This window comes from Streptococcus sp. M143, assembly GCF_000162495.1.
In the GTDB taxonomy this organism is placed as follows: Bacteria; Bacillota; Bacilli; order Lactobacillales; family Streptococcaceae; genus Streptococcus; species Streptococcus dentisani.
Map to the genome: position 1 here is coordinate 625,353 of NZ_GG730097.1, position 17,278 is coordinate 642,630.

Sequence of the window (17,278 nt, forward strand, 5' to 3'; positions counted from 1 at the left end):
TGATATAATACTATGGAATACAATCACAAGGAGAGAACGATGTCATTTGACGGATTTTTTTTACACCACATGATTGAGGAATTGCGAAGAGAGTTAGTCAATGGTCGCATCCAGAAAATCAATCAACCTTTTGAACAAGAATTGGTCTTGCAAATCCGCAGCAATCGCCAAAGCCATCGCCTGCTCCTCTCTGCTCATCCCGTTTTTGGACGCATTCAGCTAACCCAAACGACCTTTGAAAATCCAGCCCAACCTTCTACCTTTATCATGGTTTTGAGGAAGTATTTGCAGGGTGCCCTGATTGAGTCGATTGAGCAAGTGGAAAATGACCGTATTGTGGAAATCACGGTTTCCAATAAAAACGAAATTGGAGATCATATCCAAGCTACCTTGATTATCGAGATCATGGGCAAACACAGCAATATTCTCCTTGTCGATAAAAGTAGCCATAAAATCCTCGAAGTCATCAAACACGTCGGCTTTTCACAAAATAGCTACCGTACCTTACTTCCAGGTTCGACCTATATCGCTCCGCCAAGTACCGAGTCTCTCAATCCATTTACCGTCAAGGATGAAAAGCTCTTTGAAATCCTGCAAACACAGGAACTAACAGCAAAAAATCTTCAAAGTCTCTTTCAAGGTCTAGGACGTGATACGGCAAATGAATTGGAAAACATTCTTGTCAGTGATAAACTGTCTACTTTCCGAAACTTCTTCGGGCAAGAAACCAAGCCTTTCCTAACGGAGACTTCTTTCAGCCCAGTTCCTTTTGCAAATCAGGTGGGAGAGCCTTTTGCCAGTCTCTCTGATCTTCTGGATACCTATTACAAAGATAAGGCAGAGCGCGATCGCGTCAAACAGCAAGCCAGTGAGCTCATTCGCCGTGTTGAAAATGAACTTCAGAAAAATCGACATAAGCTAAAAAAACAAGAAAAAGAGTTACTAGCGACAGACAACGCTGAGGAATTTCGCCAAAAAGGAGAATTGTTGACAACCTTCCTCCACCAAGTGCCTAATGACCAAGATCAGGTTATCCTAGACAACTACTACACCAATCAACCTATCACGATTGCGCTTGATAAGGCACTAACTCCCAGCCAGAATGCCCAACGCTATTTTAAACGTTACCAGAAGCTAAAAGAAGCTGTCAAATACTTGACTGAGTTGATTGAAGAAACCAAGGCAACCATTCTCTATCTGGAAAGTGTGGAGACTGTTCTCCACCAAGCAGGGCTGGAGGAAATCGCTGAAATCCGTGAAGAATTGATCCAAACAGGCTTCATTAGAAGACGCCAACGCGAGAAAATCCAGAAACGCAAAAAACCAGAACAGTATCTGGCGAGCGATGGCAAGACCATTATCTATGTTGGACGAAACAACCTGCAAAATGAGGAATTGACCTTTAAAATGGCCCGAAAGGAGGAACTTTGGTTCCATGCCAAGGACATTCCTGGAAGTCATGTCGTCATCTCAGGAAATCTCAATCCTTCTGACGAAGTCAAGACAGATGCAGCGGAGCTAGCTGCCTACTTCTCCAAAGGGCGCCTGTCTAATCTAGTTCAAGTAGACATGATAGAAATCAAAAAACTCAACAAACCAACTGGTGGCAAACCCGGTTTTGTAACCTACACAGGACAAAAGACCCTCCGCGTTACACCAGATCCAGAAAAAATCGCATCTATGAAAAAATTCTGATTCCACTTGAAATCAGGATTTTCTATTAAAAATTTACTCTGCAATCAAGGTTTCCAAACCAACCTTCATCATATCGGTGAAGGTGTTTTGGCGTTCTTCTGCAGTGGTGTCTTCATCTGGATTGACCAAACTATCAGAAATGGTCATGATAGCAAGTGCATCAACGTGGTGTTGGGCAGCAAGATAGTAAAGCGCTGCTGCTTCCATTTCCACAGCCTTGACTCCCCATTTACCAAGCTCTATGTTCTTCTCAAAGTAGTTTGAGTAAAAGACATCGGAAGACAAAACGTTCCCAACGTGCGTCGTCATACCAAGTTTTTTGGCGATATGGTAGGCCTTGTCTAGCAAATCAAAGCTAGCGATTTGTGGGAAATCATACTGTGGCCAGTCATTGCGAATGATGTTTGAGTTGGTTGCAGCTGCTTGCGCCAAGACCAATTCACGTACGTGGACATCTTCATTCAAAGAACCAGCAGTTCCCACACGGATCAATTTCTTCACACCGTAGTCCACAATCAACTCACGCGCATAAATCGAAATGGATGGCATCCCCATCCCAGTTCCCATGACAGATACACGGTGACCCTTGTAAGTACCAGTGTAGCCAAACATGTTACGCACTTCATTAAAACAAACAGCATCTTCAAGGAAGTTCTCCGCAATAAACTTCGCACGAAGAGGATCCCCCGGAAGAAGAATTTTATCAGCAATTTCACCCTGCTTAGCAGCAATATGGATAGACATAGTTAAGATATAAAGGGCGACAGAGAACAAAGTAAAAATAGGAAACTGACGACGCATCGCAGATGCTAGACAGTTTATCTTTTTTACACAGTTCTCCGCCCGTATTCAGTTCAGCAAATACGGGAGCCCAACCTTTCTTTAATTTATATTTGATATTTAGAAAGATACCAAACCCGTCAAAAAGCAAAGGGAAAATAGGAGTTGGGCGCAGTGAGCGATGCTCGCTAGACCAACTATCTTTTTCCCACTGCTTTTAGGGTGGGTTCAATTCCTTTCTTTCTTAATTTTGATGACAAATAGGAGAATAGCACGGGTTCAATTCAAAACCAAACTACCCTACCTTTCAATGTTTTTAGAAAAGTTTTCCGCTCGTGTTCAAATCAGAACACTTCACTCTACCTTTCTTTTTTATTTTTATATTTCATAGCTAGGCAAAATCGTATTCAATCATAACTCCGATAAGCCTACTACATTTTTATTTAAAACAGTTATTGATAAACTGACAATAGTTTTTAATCTTTTAAGATAAATCCTTGATTAGAAGAAACGGGTATTTCCTACCTAATTACTTTATTCTTTGACATCTTACACAGTATGCTAGCCCAAGGAAAGCGATCTAACACTTTTGCAAAACCATAAGCTAGGAAAGCAGTTACTAAAAGATACGGAAGAGAATCTAAACCTAACCCAGTGAAACCTATTACCAATCCAGTTGCAGACCAGGGCGCCCTCAAGGTCACAGATAAAAAGCAAACAGATCCCAAAAGTAAAACGGTTGGCTGACTGTCCAAACCTAGAATCATGCCCAAGAGGGCAGCTCCAGCCATCCCCAAGGCAAAAGATGGCGTAAGAGTACCACCATAGGCCCCTGCCCAAAGGATAATAAGAACGACCACTGCTTTTAGGAAAAACATGAGAAGCACTGTTTGACCACTGCTACCATTTAAAATTTCCTGAGCCATCATGCGTCCATTTCCAAGTAGATGCGGAAAGTACCTTGCTAGACCAACAAGAAAAAGAAAAGCTGAGGGCAATGTGAGAAGTATTCGTTTATCTTTTATCCTGTTTGAAGACACTTCTTTACTTAAACAACCAAAAAGCCAAGCTAGGGGGGTTAAGAAGAGAAGTAATAAAGGGACAATCCACACTTCCTTTAATGACCATGCAATAGCTGGAATATGGTAGAGAGCATGATCTGAAATAACCAATCCTGCTGTATAGGTTGACACATAGGTAGTCAAACCGACTAAGACAAATCGCTTGATAGATAAAGTAATTCCTAGAGTCTCAAAAACGAAGAAAACACTTGTTAATGGAACCTGATAGACAGCCGCTAAACCAGCACCAGCACCACAAGCAAGGAGAAAGATGCGATCCTTCATAGACAGTATACATATTTTTCCAATTGGCCCTGCAAATAGAGTTCCAATCTCTCGTGGCGCAGCTTCTTTGCCAATAGGCGCTCCCCCTCCAACTGCAATAATCTGCCAAATTGAATGAAATAGCTGTCTTAAAAAATGAAGCTTGTATTGTGAAGTCTCATCCTTCATCTGAGCTTTGATGGAATAAATCTTCGACCCTTTTTGCAAGAAGTACCAGACTAAGGACGAGCTAAGACCCACGATTATTAAACTTAGTCCTATCCGTGAGGAGGAAACTCCATCTGTCAAAAATCGACTATGGTGCTCTGACTGACCAAAAGCTAGCTCCTCCACCATCTCTAAAAGATAATGGAGAAATATACCAGATAAACCCGAAACTATTCCTTGCAGAATTACTGCTATGAATAATCTAAAATTATAAGGGATTTTTAGAAAAATTTTCCTCAATTCTATTAACATGATTACAATTCTGCAAGAATCGCTTTAAGCAAGCCTTTGAAGTTACCTTTGACACGCTCTGTCACTTCTACAACTTCTTCATGGTTAAGTTCTTCTTGGAAACCAGCAGCATGGTTAGTAATACATGAAATACCGAGAACTTTCAAGCCTGAGTGAGCTGCCACAATAACTTCAGGAACAGTAGACATACCGACTGCATCTGCTCCAAGTGTCTTATAGGCACGAATCTCTGCAGGTGTTTCATAAGTCGGACCTGTTACACCAATATAGACACCTTCATCAAGCTTGATACCAAGTTTCTTAGCCACTTCATGGGCAGTAGCACGATATTCTGGAGTGTAGGCTTTAGACATATCTGGGAAACGTGGACCAAAATCATCCAAGTTTTCACCCATCAATGGATTCTGCCCCGTCATGTTGATATGGTCTGAGATAGCCATCAAAGTACCAGGACCATAGCCAATACCACCAGCTGCATTGGTCACAATGACACCTTCACATCCGAGAACTTTCATCACACGAACTGGGAAAGTCACGACTTCAAGAGGATTGCCTTCGTAGAAATGGAAACGACCTTGAAGAGCCAAGACCTTGCGACCTGCAAGTTCTCCATATACCAATTTCCCAGCGTGACCGACTACTGTCGAACGGCCCCAGTTTGGAATGTCTGCATAGTCTACTACAACAGGATTTTCGATTTCTTCTGCAAGTTCTCCCAGACCTGATCCAAGGATTAGACCGAACTCAGGTGCTTGGATTCCCTTGTCTTTCAGGAAGGCAGCTGTTTCATTGATTTTATCTAAAAATATCATTGTGTGTCTCCTTTATTATTTTTTAACATTTGACCGATTTTGTTAAAAGTTTTAGCATTACGAATGGTGATTTGGCGGTAGAAAGGCATCTTGAGCAAGTACTTATGATAGGCAGTTGCATAGTAAGATTCTTCAGAGAATTTCCCCCAGAAAATCCCAAGTCTTCCAAACTGAACCACTTCATCTTTCAGTTCTAAACTTTCAACTTTCTCAATGACTTGAGCCACATCCAAGCCCTCCGTGTAAAAGAGGACATCCTTTCGTGCCAAATCTTTGGTCCACCATTCTGGCAGATTCTTCAGCTCTTCTTCATAATCTTCCTGACTCAATAAAGAAAAGCTCTGAATAAATGGATAATGGACTTCAAAGAAAGTCTCTAACTTTTCAACCAATTGGGTTTTGGGAACTGTCGAAGTAAAGAAAATATTGCCACTGTTGATGTAGGTTTCAACCTTTTCCAGTCCCAACTCTGTCAGTTCTTGACGAAGCTCCGCCATGACAACCTTATTTTTCCCTCCAACATTAATGCCCCTTACCAGTAAAGCGTGTCGCGTCATCTTATACCAATTTATCTAAGAAACTTTCCCCAATCATGGCAGTTTCAACACCAAAGTTATCGGCAACAGTCGCTGAGATATCTGCAAAATGTCCAACTGGAATGACACCATTTCCTTTAAAGGAAGGACTGTAAGCCAAAAGTGGAATATATTCACGAGTGTGGTCTGTTCCTGCATAGGTTGGGTCATTTCCATGGTCCGCAGTAATCAAGAGAAGGTCGTCCTCTCTCATGGCTGCGATAATTTCAGGCAAGCGTTCATCAAACTCATGCAAGCAATCACGGTAACCATGAGCATTGCGGCGGTGGCCGTAAAGAGCATCAAAGTCAACTAAGTTTGTGAAGGAGAATCCTTTTTCAAACTCAGCAAGTCCCATGGTCTTCAATAATGTATCAATTCCGTGGCTGTTTGACTTGTTGTGGCCCATGTCATGATTGATACCAGCGCCGTTAAAGATATCGTTGATTTTACCAACAGCATAAGTATCGATGCCAGCTTCGTTCAATTTATCCAAAACAGTTGGTGAAAATGGGGATACAGCCAAGTCACGACGGTTTGCTGTACGAGTGAAGTTACCAGGCTCACCTACATATGGACGGGCAATGATACGACCTAGAAGAGCAGGACGCTCAAGGGTAATCGAACGAGCGTATTCACAAATACGATACAGTTCATCCAAAGGAATGATATCTTCGTGGGCAGCAATCTGCAAAACAGGGTCAGCTGAAGTATAGATAATCAACTCCCCAGTTTCCATCTGACGTGGTCCAAAATCATCGATAACAGCTGTTCCTGAGTATGGTTTGTTGGCTTCACGAATGACCTTGCGTCCGGAAAATTCTTCGATTTTTGTCAAGATTTCTTCTGGGAATCCGTTCCAGAAAGTATCGAAAGGTTCTGTAATGTTAAGGCCCATAATTTCCCAGTGTCCAGTCATGGTATCCTTACCAAGAGATACTTCTTCCAATTTTGTTGCATATCCTGTTGGGTTGCTTTCTGCTGGAACGGTCTTCAACGGTGTTTCACGAGGAATATTTCCTAGACCGATTTTAGCCATGTTTGGCACATTCAAACCAACTGTTTTTGAAATGTGTCCCAGTGTGTCAGAAGCTCCATCTGGAACTCCTGCATTGACAAAGTTATTGGCATCTGGTGCAGCACCGATTCCTACAGAATCCAGTACTACCAAGTGAATACGATTAAATTTTGACATAGTGTGTCTCCTTTTATTTCCCTTTTGTTGAAGTTAAAATCTGAACCCCATCTCGTCCCGCTACGATGACCTTATCCACCATTTGGTTGAATAAACCGTGCTCTACGACACCAACGACATGGTCCAACTCTTGCCCGAAGGCAATTGGATCTTCAATGACATCCAAGGCTAGATCAATGATAAAGTTCTGCATATCGGTCACAAAACGTTGGCCGTCTTTTTCACGGAAACTTGGCTTGTAGCCAGCTCGCTCAAACCGACGAAAGACCTGTTCTGATCCATACTGAACCACTTCTACTGGCAATTTAAAAGCACCTAGTTTCTCTACTAGTTTGCTTTCATCAACCACCCAAATGTATTCTTTTGATGGTGTCGCTACAACCTTCTCCATGAGAAGGGCACCACCACCACCTTTGATCCCATTAAACTGGCTATCTACTTCATCCGCTCCATCGACTGTCACATCGACAAAGTCCACTTGATCAATCGACTTGAGCGGGATGTTAAGACCTTCGGCCTGTTTACTAGTAACACTGGAAGTCGTCACAGCAGTAATCTGCAAACCTTCTTCCTTAATCCGACGACCGATTTCTTCTACGAAATAGTAGGCAGTTGATCCAGTTCCAAGTCCGACTACCATGCCATCCTTGACAAACTCAGCAGCCTTGATACCTGCCATCTTTTTCAGATTCTCCACTTAAACACCTCCATTAAAGAGCTACTTTTATTATAACATGTATCCGTTTTTATTTCATGAATACACTTGAAAAACCCGAACATTTTTATTTCGGGTTTTCGTGTCCTATTTAACCATATCAGGATCGTAATCATAGAATCCTGTATCGAGGAAACGGTTTTTAGGGTGTAACTTGCGCACTTCCTCATCTAACAAGAAGGCTTGGTCATGGCTGAAATTCCCCTCTTGAATCAAGCTACGCGCTTGGATAAAGAGTTTAGCAATCTCAACAAAGTTTTGACCTGGTGTGTAGAGTCCTTCTAGCTTCCAATGGGTAAAACCATGCTCCACCAATTCTGTCAATTTGGTCATCAAATCAAGGTCATTGTTGGCAAAAATATGAGTACCATGATTATCTTCAAAGATAGAATAATGGCTCTCTGGGTCACTTGGTTCTGCCAAGAAGAGGTCACGCTTACGCGTCTTTTCATCATCGATATGCGTAAAATTATAGTAGTTTTGCAAGAGCGGACGCTTAGAATGGTGAATGACACTAGCCCCATAAACCAATACTTCAGCAGGAATTTCCAAAATCTCTGGCATCTTAAAGAGTTCAGCAGATGGAATTTCACGCGCCAAAACCGCCTCAGAAGCTCCTGCCTTTTGACCCCAGAAGTTAATCTGACGACTGCTTGTCACCATAGTTGAAGCATCGTAAATAGTCTTGAAGGAATAGCCATCACGGTTTACCACGTAAAAGACACCTGCATCTCCTACTGTAATATAGTCTGTCTTGATTTCTTCCAAGAAGTCTAGGAAGGGCTTGATACGGTCCATCATATCTTGGTGCATGAGGGCGTTAACCGCGACAATCAGTTCCTTGCCTGCTTCATGAACCAACTTAGCAATCTCACGCAATTGGTCATGACTAAAGGTTGTTGGCAGACGAAGACCAAAATCTTTCTCACCGGCGTAGATACGGTCTACGCCAGCTTCGAGTAACTGTTCAACTTGTTCAATACTTTCAGCAGTTGCTGTAATAATAATCTTTTCCATAAGAAAAATTATACCACATTTCTCAAAAATCAGCTATGAATACTAGGAGTTTTATAAAAAGTCAAAGTCTTTTTTTAAACTTTGCAATCAAAAAGTGAACAGTAACCAGCACCGTCCACTCTCTTTATTATGCATGTGTTTCTTCAACTAGGTGGCCATCATTCATGACATAAATACGGTCAACCTTATCAAGAAGGCGTGTATCATGTGTAATCATGACAACTCCTCTTCCTTGTTCATGGGCAATGGCAGCCAACATCTCCGTGACTTGGTAAGCACGCTCGGTGTCTAGACTGGCTGTCGGCTCATCTGCAAGCACAATGCTTGGATTGTTATAGAGCGCTCTAGCTATCGCAGCACGTTGACGTTCGCCACCCGATAGAGCCTTGGGATAATGATCTTGTACTTTTTCCAAATCCAACAACTTAAAGAGCTCTTTTCGGTCACTTTTACTATTTTTCCCCTTATCTAGTCTGTCAATCAAATCCAGCTGTTCCTTGACCGTTAGAAAAGGAATTAAGTTCGAAGCCTGAAGAATAAAGCCAAACTCTCTAAAACGGAGGTCTGTTTTCTCCTTCTCCGTCAAACTACCTGTTTCCTTCCCCTTTACTAGAATCTTTCCACTCGATGCTTCCTGAAGTTGTCCTAGAGTCGTTAGAAAGGTTGTCTTTCCAGAACCTGAAGGCCCAACGATAGCTACGAATTCTCCCGCATTTAGCTGAAAATTCGTCTCATGCAGGGCAACGACTTTCATCTTTCCTTCCCCATACGTTTTTGTCACTTGAGTCATTTCAATCAATGCTGTCATACTATTCTCCTTATCACTCTGCAATCGCAGTAATCGGGTCCACCTTTAGCAAGCGTGGAAGTGAAATGACACCACCTAGAAGGGCCATCAAGCAAATTACCAAACTTAGGATAGTGTAGGCTATCCAACTTGGGTAGAAAAAGAAGGTAGCTGGTAAGACTAAAATCACTCCACCAATAGCCAGCAAGGCTAAAGCAATTCCCATACCAGACAAAAGGAAGATTTGACAGAACAGAGACCATACAATGGTTTTGATTTGTATTCCCTGAGCTCGCATTATTCCATAAAGTCCTAGTTTTTGGATGGTAATGATATAAACAAAAATACCCACAATCAAGCCTGTGATAACAATCATAGCAAGAATCATTCCTGAAAATACATTAACCTGAGGAGTGTAACCAGGAATTTTCGATATCATTTTTGGAATGGAAATCTGTTTCAGTCCGTCGCCAGTCACTTCTATGTCATTTTTCAATACCAAGGCAGAGATGGAACGATTGGCCTTCAAGGTTCCTTGTAAGGTCCAATAAGTTGTCAGACTCGTAAAGACAACAGGCTCGGTGAAAAACTTATTTCCTTGAGTCAGGCCTACAATCTTGTAACTTGCCTCGCTTCCATTGAGCTGAATGGCATCACCTAGATTCATCCCATAGTTCTCAAAAGACTGATCCACGACAACCTCATCATCCCCTTCTGGGTAACGACCCTCCGTTAAACTAGGAGAGATAAAAGAGTCCCAGTCTTGAGCAAAGATGGAAACGTTGATCTTTTCACTACCATCGACTAGATTGGTTACAGCGAACATATAGCCCAATGGAGCAGCCTCTTCAGAATTCTTATCCTTGTAGTCCTTTTCAGGAATAAAAGATGCCGTCAAATTATCATTTGCGTAGTCAGATAAAACCACACCCGTCGCTTGCCAATTATCAATAGCTGCCCGATTGTTTCGCACAAGACCAAGAGCTAGACTGGTCATAAAAAAGACCATAAAAGCGATAAGAAAAATGGTAGTTAGAATCAAACTATATCGAAGTTTGTTTCGTAATATTTCTTTGATAGCAAGATACATGCTTATCTCCTTTAACTTTCCCAGAGGTAGCAAGAAGGCCACCCAATCCAATAGACAGAATCTCTGTCCTTCCATCCATTCAAAACAACTCCTACCTATTCTTTTAAAATGAATCAAGGTAGCAACTTAACAAATCATCTTAGGAGAAAGCCTCAGCTTGCTATCAATTTATATAAGTTATCCTTTCCTTTCTCAGTATATTTATAATAGAGAAGGTCAGGTCATCTGTTTTAAGTGTAACATCCATGCTATCACTTTCTCTAGTGGGTGTCAAGAAGAGTGACTTAGAAGATGATAAGAGACTTTAGTAGTTTTGTAACCATTCTGTAACAATTCTCTGCATAAAAAATGATAAAATAGTTAGGTACTGTTAAGGAGAGAATCATGCCCGCAAGAAAACTAGAAGCTTATGAGTTTGAACAAATTCCCGAATCGAAACAAACTCCGCTTTATCAAGATTATACACCTGAGGCCCCAGTCGGCCCTAACCTAAAAGAGATTTTATTTTTTGTAAATATCGCTTGTTTCTGTATTTTTATGGCACTTTTTAGTTTTATCTTTTTAGCCTTAAAATTGAACACAGCTTTGTCCTTTATCGCTGCTATGGCAACAAGCTTCGCACTTTTACAACTTCAACGAAAGATGATTAAAAGAAAATTTTCAAAATAAAGGTTGGTACTACTACCAACCTTTTTTCTAGTTATCAAAAAAGACAGTTTTTAAAACTGCTTTTTTTTTATTTATTCTTACGTTTTGAAGGAGATTGAATTGCGATTTTAACTTCAAAAATTGTTCCTCTAGGCTTGTTATCTTTGACGCTAATCGTTCCTCGTAAGGCATCTACAATCTGCTTGGCCAAAGATAGGCCCAGACCGAAACCGCCTTTCTGACGAGTTCTCGCCTTGTCTACACGGTAAAATCGGTCAAAGATTTTCTTCTTGTCAGGAGCTGAGATTCCAATTCCATTATCCGTTACTGTTAGATAGAGGTGGCGATCTGTAGCATAAACCACAAACTCAATTTTCCCATCTTCTTCGGTATACTTGATGGCATTATCAAATAAGATAGTCATGAGCTGTTTTAGGAGCAACTGATCGGTCATGAATGGGCGATAAATCCGATTTTCATACTCAAAAACACGATCATTTTCAGAAGCAATCAACTCATAGTTAGCAAAGGTCGTCTTAAAGAACTGTGGTGATACTTCTGCTATTTCTGGCTTGATTCCATCATCTCGACGTGCAAGGTTGAGAAGATTAGTTGTAAGGAAGCGCATGTTGCGAACTTCTTCAAGACTCGAAGCGATGCTTTCGCTGGATTCCATAATCGTTGCCTCTGGTTTTCGAAAAAGATTTTCTAAACGATTTTGTAAAACGGCCAAAGGCGTTCTCAGTTCATGACTGGCATTTTCAACAAAGGACTTCTGCTTTTGCATACTTTCCAGCAAGGGTTTGACACTGACACGTGCCAAGTAAACACTGGCAATTAAAGACAGGAGCCAGAAACTAGCCATGACTACAACAATTAAATGCTCGTGGTTTTGGCTGATTTGCTCGAGCTGGCTGGTATTGATTAAAACCGCCGCATATTTGACATTGCTTGAAACAGTGGACGAATTTGTTTCCATCAAGATCATTCGGTAGGTTTCTTCCTGACCGTAGCTATTGACAACTTGGATTTGCCGAATGTGATTCAACTCTTTTTTGTCCAGCTTGATCTTGTCCAAGCCTAAAAAACGATTGCCCAGTAAGAGTTGGTTAAAATCCTTGTCAAAGAGCAAGACTTCCGTATTGGAGCTGACATTGGGTTTGATTTCAGCCTTGCTGGCATCCGCTGTTGCTGGTTGAATATCTTTGACTTCCTCAGTTGCCCGATTCAGGGCTAACTGGATAACCGCTTGGGGACTACTACTAAGGGCTTGGAGTTTTTCATCTACAGAAGTGTAGAGACTCGAGTGCATGACCTGGAGGATAATCAAGGTCATGGCAGAGAAGATCAGGGTGAACACTCCAAAGTTTCGAATGAAATAGCTGAAATCATCCGCATACCATGTTTTTCTTAGTTTATTGAACATCTTTTAAAATATACCCGACACTACGCAAGGTTTGAAGGTTTTCAGCAAAGGCTGTCCCCTTCAATTTCTTACGAACTTTTGAGACATATACTTCTACAACGGAAATAGTCGTATCGCTATCAAATCCCCATAGACGGTCAAAAATTTGTGTCTTGGGAAGAATAACATTTTGATTTTGAAGGAAGTAAACCAATAACTCAAACTCTTTCCCGAGCAGTTCCACAGGAGTATCTTCCACTTTTACTTCATTCGTTGAAAGGTTGACGACAACATCCCCATAGGTCAAGGTATTTTCGTTAAACTTGCCTGAACGTTTGAGCAGGGCTTGAATCCGCATTTTGAGTTCTTCTAGATAGAAAGGTTTTGTTAGATAGTCATCCGCTCCCAACTCAAATCCATGTCCCTTGTCATCCAAACTTTCCTTAGCAGTCATGATAAGGACAGGGGTTGTAATTCCTTTTTCACGTAATTCTTTCAAAACTTGGAAACCATTTTTTTCAGGCAACATGAGGTCAAGCAGAATCAAGTCATAAACGCCACTTTCAGCTTCGTAGAGACCTTCTTCTCCATCAAAGACCTGCATGACATCTGCAAAATCATCTAAAAAGTCAAATACTGAGTTTGACAGACCTAGGTCATCTTCTACTAATAAGATTTTTATCATCAGAAACTCCTCCTTGTTATGATTATTATACCAAAATTGCCTTAAAAAAAACTCAACTCTATCTTGTTTTCAGATAGAAAGTTGAGTTTTTTTATTTACATTTCGAACGAATTAAGCTTTAGCATATTGGGCTACAACAGCTTCTACTGCCGCTTTTTCACGCTTAATCAAGTCAACACGCGCTGCAATATCCTTGATCCCCATACGGATGTTTCGGCTAAGAGCGAGGTCAGAGAGTTGTGGCTCAAAGAATTCCTTGTACTCTGCTAAGCGTTGATCTGTTTTAAAAATGTGCGATGGGAAGATGACAAAGCTGTCAAAGCTCATATCACCACCAAGGGCTGCCTTGATCCAATCCCAGTTTTCACGCGCCCAAATCCAAACAGTTTCTTGAGTAGCCTTGTGTCCGAGGAATTGAAGATACCAAGAAGAAAGGTCCTGTGGTTTGACCACAAATTTATCTTTCCATGAGCCAATCAAGGTTTGGATATTGTCCGCATCTGTACTGTAAGCAAGAGCTCCTGCCAACTGGCGTTTGAAGACCGCATCCGTCGCATGAGTGTAGAGGTCCAGATAAGTTGCGACCAAATCCTTGGTCTCATGGTGTTTCATTTCATTGATGAGCACCTGAGCACGAATTGCTGCTGGAAGGCCTGCAAGATTCTCCTTGTGAGTTGCAAAGATTTGGCTAGCAACTTGACTAGCTTCTGCATCATTGGAGCGAATCATCATGGAAATGGTCAACTGACGAACCAATTCATCCTCATCTGACTCCCCGTCTTTTGCTTCAAAGCCAAGACGGTCATAGTTGTGACGAGCCAATTTAGCAACCAGTGCTTTGAAGGCTGTTTCAGCATCTGTTCCTTCATCGATAAAGCGCTCAAGGGCAGAAATCACTTGAGAAACAGCTGAAACCACAAGGTAAGACTCTTCCTTAGCAAGTTTATCAAGGACTGGGAGCAAGTCTGCATAAGAAATGTGACCCGCTTCAGCAAGCAGACGACGTTCTTGGACAATTTGTAGTTTGCTTGTATTATCAAGTGTCTCTAGCTCAGCAAGAACAGCTTCTAGCAAGTCTCCTTGATAGTCGGTAATGTAGTGGGCCGTATTTTCAGTATTGAGACGAAGGGCTCCTTTATTTTCAGCAAGAAGAGCTGCGTAGCCAGGTATTTCGATACTTTCAGTTTCGAGTGTATCTGGTAGACCTTTCCAGTTGCTGTTGAGTGGCACTACCCAGAGGCGGTTCTTGTCTTCGTGCTCACCGATAAAGAATTGTTTTTGCGAAATCTTCAAGACATCATTTTCAACTTTGACAGTGAGAACTGGATAGCCAGGCTGTTCCAACCAAGAATCCATGAAGGCTGCGACATCACGGCCTGATGCTTGACCAAGAGCATTCCAAAGGTCACGACCGATGGTGTTGCTGTACTGGTGTTTTTCAAAGTAGGCATGCAAACCTTTAGCAAAATCAGCATCACCTAGCCAACGGCGAAGCATGTGCATGAGACGGCTTCCTTTGGCGTAGACAATAGCGCCATCAAAGAGCGTATTAATTTCATCTGGATGTTTGACTTCGACATGGACAGACTGAACACCATCCGTCGCATCGCGTTTAAGCGCAGCTGGAACACCACCTGTTTGGAAGTCTTCAAAGATATTCCAACTTGGCTCGATGGCATCCACACAGACATATTCCATCATGTTAGCAAAGCTTTCATTGAGCCAAAGGTCATCCCACCATTTCATAGTCACGAGGTTTCCAAACCATTGGTGAGCAAGCTCGTGGGCAATAACAAGGGCAACTTGTTGGCGGCTGGCAAAGGTTGAGTTCTCATCCACAACCAAGTAAACTTCACGGTAGGTGACGAGACCCCAGTTTTCCATGGCACCTGCTGAGAAGTCAGGAAGAGCGATATGAAGTGATTGAGGGATTGGATACTTAACTCCGTAGTAATCTTCGTAGAACTCAATTGAGCGAACAGCGATGTCTAGTGAGAAATCAAGGTTAGATAGTGGGTGAGCTTTGGTTGAGTATACTCCTACGAGGGTACCATTTTTAGTTTTGGCGGTCACACCTTGCAAATCACCTGCTACAAAGGCCAACAAGTAAGAAGACATGCGAGGTGTTGTCTCAAACTTCCAGATGCCTGTTTCCTTACGGTTTTCAACATCAATTTCTGGCATGTTTGACAAGGCCAACTCACCTGCTGCTTGGTCAAAACGTAGAGAAAGATCAAAAGTTGCTTTGGCTTCAGGCTCGTCCACACATGGGAAGGCTTCACGCGCAAAATGGCTCTCGAACTGAGTTGACAAAACTTCCTTCTTGACTCCATCCACTGTGTAGTAAGAAGGGTAAATCCCTGTCATGTTGTCTGTAATTTTTCCTGAAAAAGCAATAATCAATTCAACTTGACCAGCCTCAGCCAATTCGATATGAAGGGCTTCATTGTCATGGTCAACTGTAAACGGACGAGCTTGACCTCCAGCTTCTACAGAAGCGATTTCCAAGTCTTTTTGGTGAAGGGAAATACGGTCACTCTGTGCTTGACCAGTGATGGTCACCTTCCCAGAAAATGTCTTGGTCTCACGACTCAAGTCTAAAAATAAATCATAGTGTTCAGGAACAAATTGGGTAATAAAATGTTCAACTGCTTGCATAGTTTTCTCCTATTCTAAGTTTAAGAGTTTTACTCTTCTTCAAACAAACTTATTATATCATGTTTTGCTTAAGAAAAAAGGATTGGACGGTGATTTCCAAAACTTTCTTCCTTCTACAGTCTAGAGTGGGTAGACTTTGCGAAATTCTTCTAAAACAACCTTGCTGTCAGGTGTAAAAGTCAGTCCAGCCTCCCTCATCCACTCGGTGAAAAAGTCCTCATGAACCTGACGCCAATAGGCTAGGGATTTGTCTCCCTCGCCTTCCTTGAAGGCATGGTCAGCAGAAACTTGATGAAAAGGCTGAACGGAAACCTTGGTAATTTCGACAATGCAGACAGCCTGATCTTGACTGTCTAAAATAACATCGAAGGTTCCTTCTTGCGGAAGAGGTTCGTCCTCTAGAGCGTAGAGGTCGTAGGCTGAGGCAGTTGCCGTCTTTTCGCCTCTTAAAACCAAATCTGCCAAGAGATCGGCTTCCACTCCAAAAGCCCAGGCATCTATCTCATCTCCGATAGAGGGGTTGATTTGCTTGTAGGCATTCCACATTTCTTGCGGTGTCATAGGTCACTCCTTTGTAATTTTTTACTTACTTCTTTTACACGTTTGAGGTGGTCTGGAAGGACAATCTCTAAATTAAAAATCTCTGGAATAGAACTGTAGTGGATAATACACTTGATACCCATCTGATTTATTTTTTGTATGAAAGAATCATTCAGATAGCCTGCTACAGCAAAGTCAATCTTTTTTATCATTGCTTTATCCTGCATCTGTCTTAGCATATCTAACATTATTGGACTTTCCATATCATGCCATTGACTGTTTCTCACAGTCGCAAAAACAAAAGAAGTCAAATCATTCATTCCAACTACAATCTTTGAAATACCAGTTTCCAGTATCCTGTCCAAGTCAAAATAAGCTGACGGCAATTCAATCATTGTGCCGACTTTTCCAGTAAAACCATGCTCACGCAATACTCTAATAGCTTGTTTTAATTGGTCGGCATCATTGACAAAAGGAAAAATAACAGACAGATTGGGATTTGTTTGATAAACTTCTGTAACGACATGTGCCTCAGCCTGAAATTCATTCGGACACGCCAGCAAACGCCTTATCCCTCTATATCCAAACAAGGGATGATTTTCATCAAAATACTCTTTAGTCCCCTTTAGACAATTAGCTTCTGTATTCGTTAATTCTGAAAAACGATACCATACCTCTTCATCTGAGTACAAGGAGCAAATGGTATCTAGATAATCTTTTACAAATTGCTGGCAACTTGCTAATAGGATGTTTTGATTAAGCTCTCTCAACAAATATTCTCCACGAATCATGCCAACATGATGAAATAGTTGTGGGTAAACTTTTTCAACAATTTGTTCGCCACTAAGAGCTAGTTGGTTTTGCATAGCCA

The 17,278-nt window shown here is 41.7% G+C and carries 16 protein-coding genes; 2 read left to right on the plus strand and 14 right to left on the minus strand.

The window, feature by feature from the left end:
• The first annotated feature begins 39 nt into the window (after positions 1-39).
• Positions 40-1,695 (plus strand): Rqc2 family fibronectin-binding protein PavA, encoded by a 1,656-nt coding sequence (gene pavA, locus HMPREF0850_RS09655; RefSeq protein WP_000006736.1) that lies wholly within the window; start codon positions 40-42, stop codon positions 1,693-1,695.
• Between the two features lie 33 nt (positions 1,696-1,728).
• On the opposite strand, the gene deoD is transcribed toward pavA, so the two are convergent.
• The 9 genes from deoD to HMPREF0850_RS09700 form a co-directional block, all read right to left on the minus strand.
• The gene (gene deoD, locus HMPREF0850_RS09660) at positions 1,729-2,439 is read right to left on the minus strand and encodes a purine-nucleoside phosphorylase (protein WP_025168396.1); all 711 of its coding nucleotides are present in this window, start codon (positions 2,437-2,439) and stop codon (positions 1,729-1,731) included.
• Between the two features lie 557 nt (positions 2,440-2,996).
• Positions 2,997-4,280, minus strand: coding sequence for a chloride channel protein (locus HMPREF0850_RS09665; RefSeq protein WP_000904382.1), 1,284 nt, complete (start codon positions 4,278-4,280; stop codon positions 2,997-2,999).
• Between the two features lie 2 nt (positions 4,281-4,282).
• Positions 4,283-5,092, minus strand: a complete 810-nt coding sequence (locus HMPREF0850_RS09670) for a purine-nucleoside phosphorylase (RefSeq protein ID WP_000576456.1) — start codon at positions 5,090-5,092, stop codon at positions 4,283-4,285.
• Complete coding sequence (locus HMPREF0850_RS09675) at positions 5,089-5,649, minus strand: DUF1697 domain-containing protein (RefSeq protein WP_009014018.1); 561 nt, start codon at positions 5,647-5,649, stop codon at positions 5,089-5,091. Before HMPREF0850_RS09675 ends, HMPREF0850_RS09670 begins: the two co-directional genes overlap by 4 nt.
• Before the next feature lies 1 nt (position 5,650).
• Positions 5,651-6,862 carry a phosphopentomutase gene (locus tag HMPREF0850_RS09680; RefSeq protein WP_000033122.1) on the minus strand — a complete coding sequence of 404 codons (1,212 nt, stop codon included), beginning with the start codon at positions 6,860-6,862 and terminating at the stop codon, positions 5,651-5,653.
• 13 nt (positions 6,863-6,875) lie between these two features.
• Entirely contained in the window at positions 6,876-7,559 is a 684-nt protein-coding gene (gene rpiA / locus HMPREF0850_RS09685; protein ID WP_000429275.1) for a ribose-5-phosphate isomerase RpiA, read from the minus strand.
• Between the two features lie 105 nt (positions 7,560-7,664).
• On the minus strand, positions 7,665-8,594 hold the full coding sequence (locus HMPREF0850_RS09690; protein WP_000411165.1) for a peptidase U32 family protein: 930 nt from the start codon (positions 8,592-8,594) through the stop codon (positions 7,665-7,667).
• Between the two features lie 127 nt (positions 8,595-8,721).
• A complete protein-coding gene (locus HMPREF0850_RS09695; RefSeq protein ID WP_000125742.1) occupies positions 8,722-9,402 on the minus strand; it encodes an ABC transporter ATP-binding protein in 681 nt (226 codons plus the stop codon).
• A 13-nt stretch (positions 9,403-9,415) separates the two neighbouring features.
• Positions 9,416-10,471 (minus strand): ABC transporter permease, encoded by a 1,056-nt coding sequence (locus HMPREF0850_RS09700; protein ID WP_000280273.1) that lies wholly within the window; start codon positions 10,469-10,471, stop codon positions 9,416-9,418.
• Positions 10,472-10,855: 384 nt separating this feature from the next.
• On the opposite strand from HMPREF0850_RS09700, the gene HMPREF0850_RS09705 reads away from it, so the two are divergent.
• Positions 10,856-11,140 carry a DUF3270 domain-containing protein gene (locus HMPREF0850_RS09705; protein WP_001111510.1) on the plus strand — a complete coding sequence of 95 codons (285 nt, stop codon included), beginning with the start codon at positions 10,856-10,858 and terminating at the stop codon, positions 11,138-11,140.
• Between the two features lie 67 nt (positions 11,141-11,207).
• Here the strand turns inward: HMPREF0850_RS09705 and HMPREF0850_RS09710 are convergent, their stop codons facing one another.
• From HMPREF0850_RS09710 to HMPREF0850_RS09730, 5 genes are all read right to left on the minus strand, one after another.
• Positions 11,208-12,545, minus strand: coding sequence for a sensor histidine kinase (locus tag HMPREF0850_RS09710; RefSeq protein WP_009014020.1), 1,338 nt, complete (start codon positions 12,543-12,545; stop codon positions 11,208-11,210).
• Entirely contained in the window at positions 12,535-13,209 is a 675-nt protein-coding gene (gene ciaR, locus HMPREF0850_RS09715) for a two-component system response regulator CiaR (protein WP_000590635.1), read from the minus strand. The genes HMPREF0850_RS09710 and ciaR overlap by 11 nt, the downstream gene beginning before the upstream one ends.
• Before the next feature lie 111 nt (positions 13,210-13,320).
• Entirely contained in the window at positions 13,321-15,867 is a 2,547-nt protein-coding gene (locus tag HMPREF0850_RS09720; RefSeq protein WP_001149138.1) for a M1 family metallopeptidase, read from the minus strand.
• 120 nt (positions 15,868-15,987) lie between these two features.
• Positions 15,988-16,428, minus strand: a complete 441-nt coding sequence (locus HMPREF0850_RS09725; protein ID WP_000188814.1) for an ASCH domain-containing protein — start codon at positions 16,426-16,428, stop codon at positions 15,988-15,990.
• Positions 16,425-17,273 carry a putative PEP-binding protein gene (locus HMPREF0850_RS09730; RefSeq protein WP_009014021.1) on the minus strand — a complete coding sequence of 283 codons (849 nt, stop codon included), beginning with the start codon at positions 17,271-17,273 and terminating at the stop codon, positions 16,425-16,427. The genes HMPREF0850_RS09725 and HMPREF0850_RS09730 overlap by 4 nt, the downstream gene beginning before the upstream one ends.
• Between the last annotated feature and the right edge of the window lie 5 nt (positions 17,274-17,278).

Bases quoted from the DNA above. Each gene is read 5' to 3' on its own strand.
- deoD (WP_025168396.1), bottom strand. From the start codon at position 2,439: ATGTCTATCCATATTGCTGCTAAGCAGGGTGAAATTGCTGATAAAATT.
- HMPREF0850_RS09700 (WP_000280273.1), bottom strand. From the start codon at position 10,471: ATGTATCTTGCTATCAAAGAAATATTACGAAACAAACTTCGATATAGT.
- ciaR (WP_000590635.1), bottom strand. From the start codon at position 13,209: ATGATAAAAATCTTATTAGTAGAAGATGACCTAGGTCTGTCAAACTCA.
- HMPREF0850_RS09725 (WP_000188814.1), bottom strand. From the start codon at position 16,428: ATGACACCGCAAGAAATGTGGAATGCCTACAAGCAAATCAACCCCTCT.
- pavA (WP_000006736.1), top strand. From the start codon at position 40: ATGTCATTTGACGGATTTTTTTTACACCACATGATTGAGGAATTGCGA.
- HMPREF0850_RS09680 (WP_000033122.1), bottom strand. From the start codon at position 6,862: ATGTCAAAATTTAATCGTATTCACTTGGTAGTACTGGATTCTGTAGGA.
- HMPREF0850_RS09695 (WP_000125742.1), bottom strand. From the start codon at position 9,402: ATGACAGCATTGATTGAAATGACTCAAGTGACAAAAACGTATGGGGAA.
- HMPREF0850_RS09670 (WP_000576456.1), bottom strand. From the start codon at position 5,092: ATGATATTTTTAGATAAAATCAATGAAACAGCTGCCTTCCTGAAAGAC.
- HMPREF0850_RS09730 (WP_009014021.1), bottom strand. From the start codon at position 17,273: ATGCAAAACCAACTAGCTCTTAGTGGCGAACAAATTGTTGAAAAAGTT.
- HMPREF0850_RS09710 (WP_009014020.1), bottom strand. From the start codon at position 12,545: ATGTTCAATAAACTAAGAAAAACATGGTATGCGGATGATTTCAGCTAT.
- HMPREF0850_RS09720 (WP_001149138.1), bottom strand. From the start codon at position 15,867: ATGCAAGCAGTTGAACATTTTATTACCCAATTTGTTCCTGAACACTAT.
- HMPREF0850_RS09690 (WP_000411165.1), bottom strand. From the start codon at position 8,594: ATGGAAAAGATTATTATTACAGCAACTGCTGAAAGTATTGAACAAGTT.
- HMPREF0850_RS09705 (WP_001111510.1), top strand. From the start codon at position 10,856: ATGCCCGCAAGAAAACTAGAAGCTTATGAGTTTGAACAAATTCCCGAA.
- HMPREF0850_RS09675 (WP_009014018.1), bottom strand. From the start codon at position 5,649: ATGACGCGACACGCTTTACTGGTAAGGGGCATTAATGTTGGAGGGAAA.
- HMPREF0850_RS09665 (WP_000904382.1), bottom strand. From the start codon at position 4,280: ATGTTAATAGAATTGAGGAAAATTTTTCTAAAAATCCCTTATAATTTT.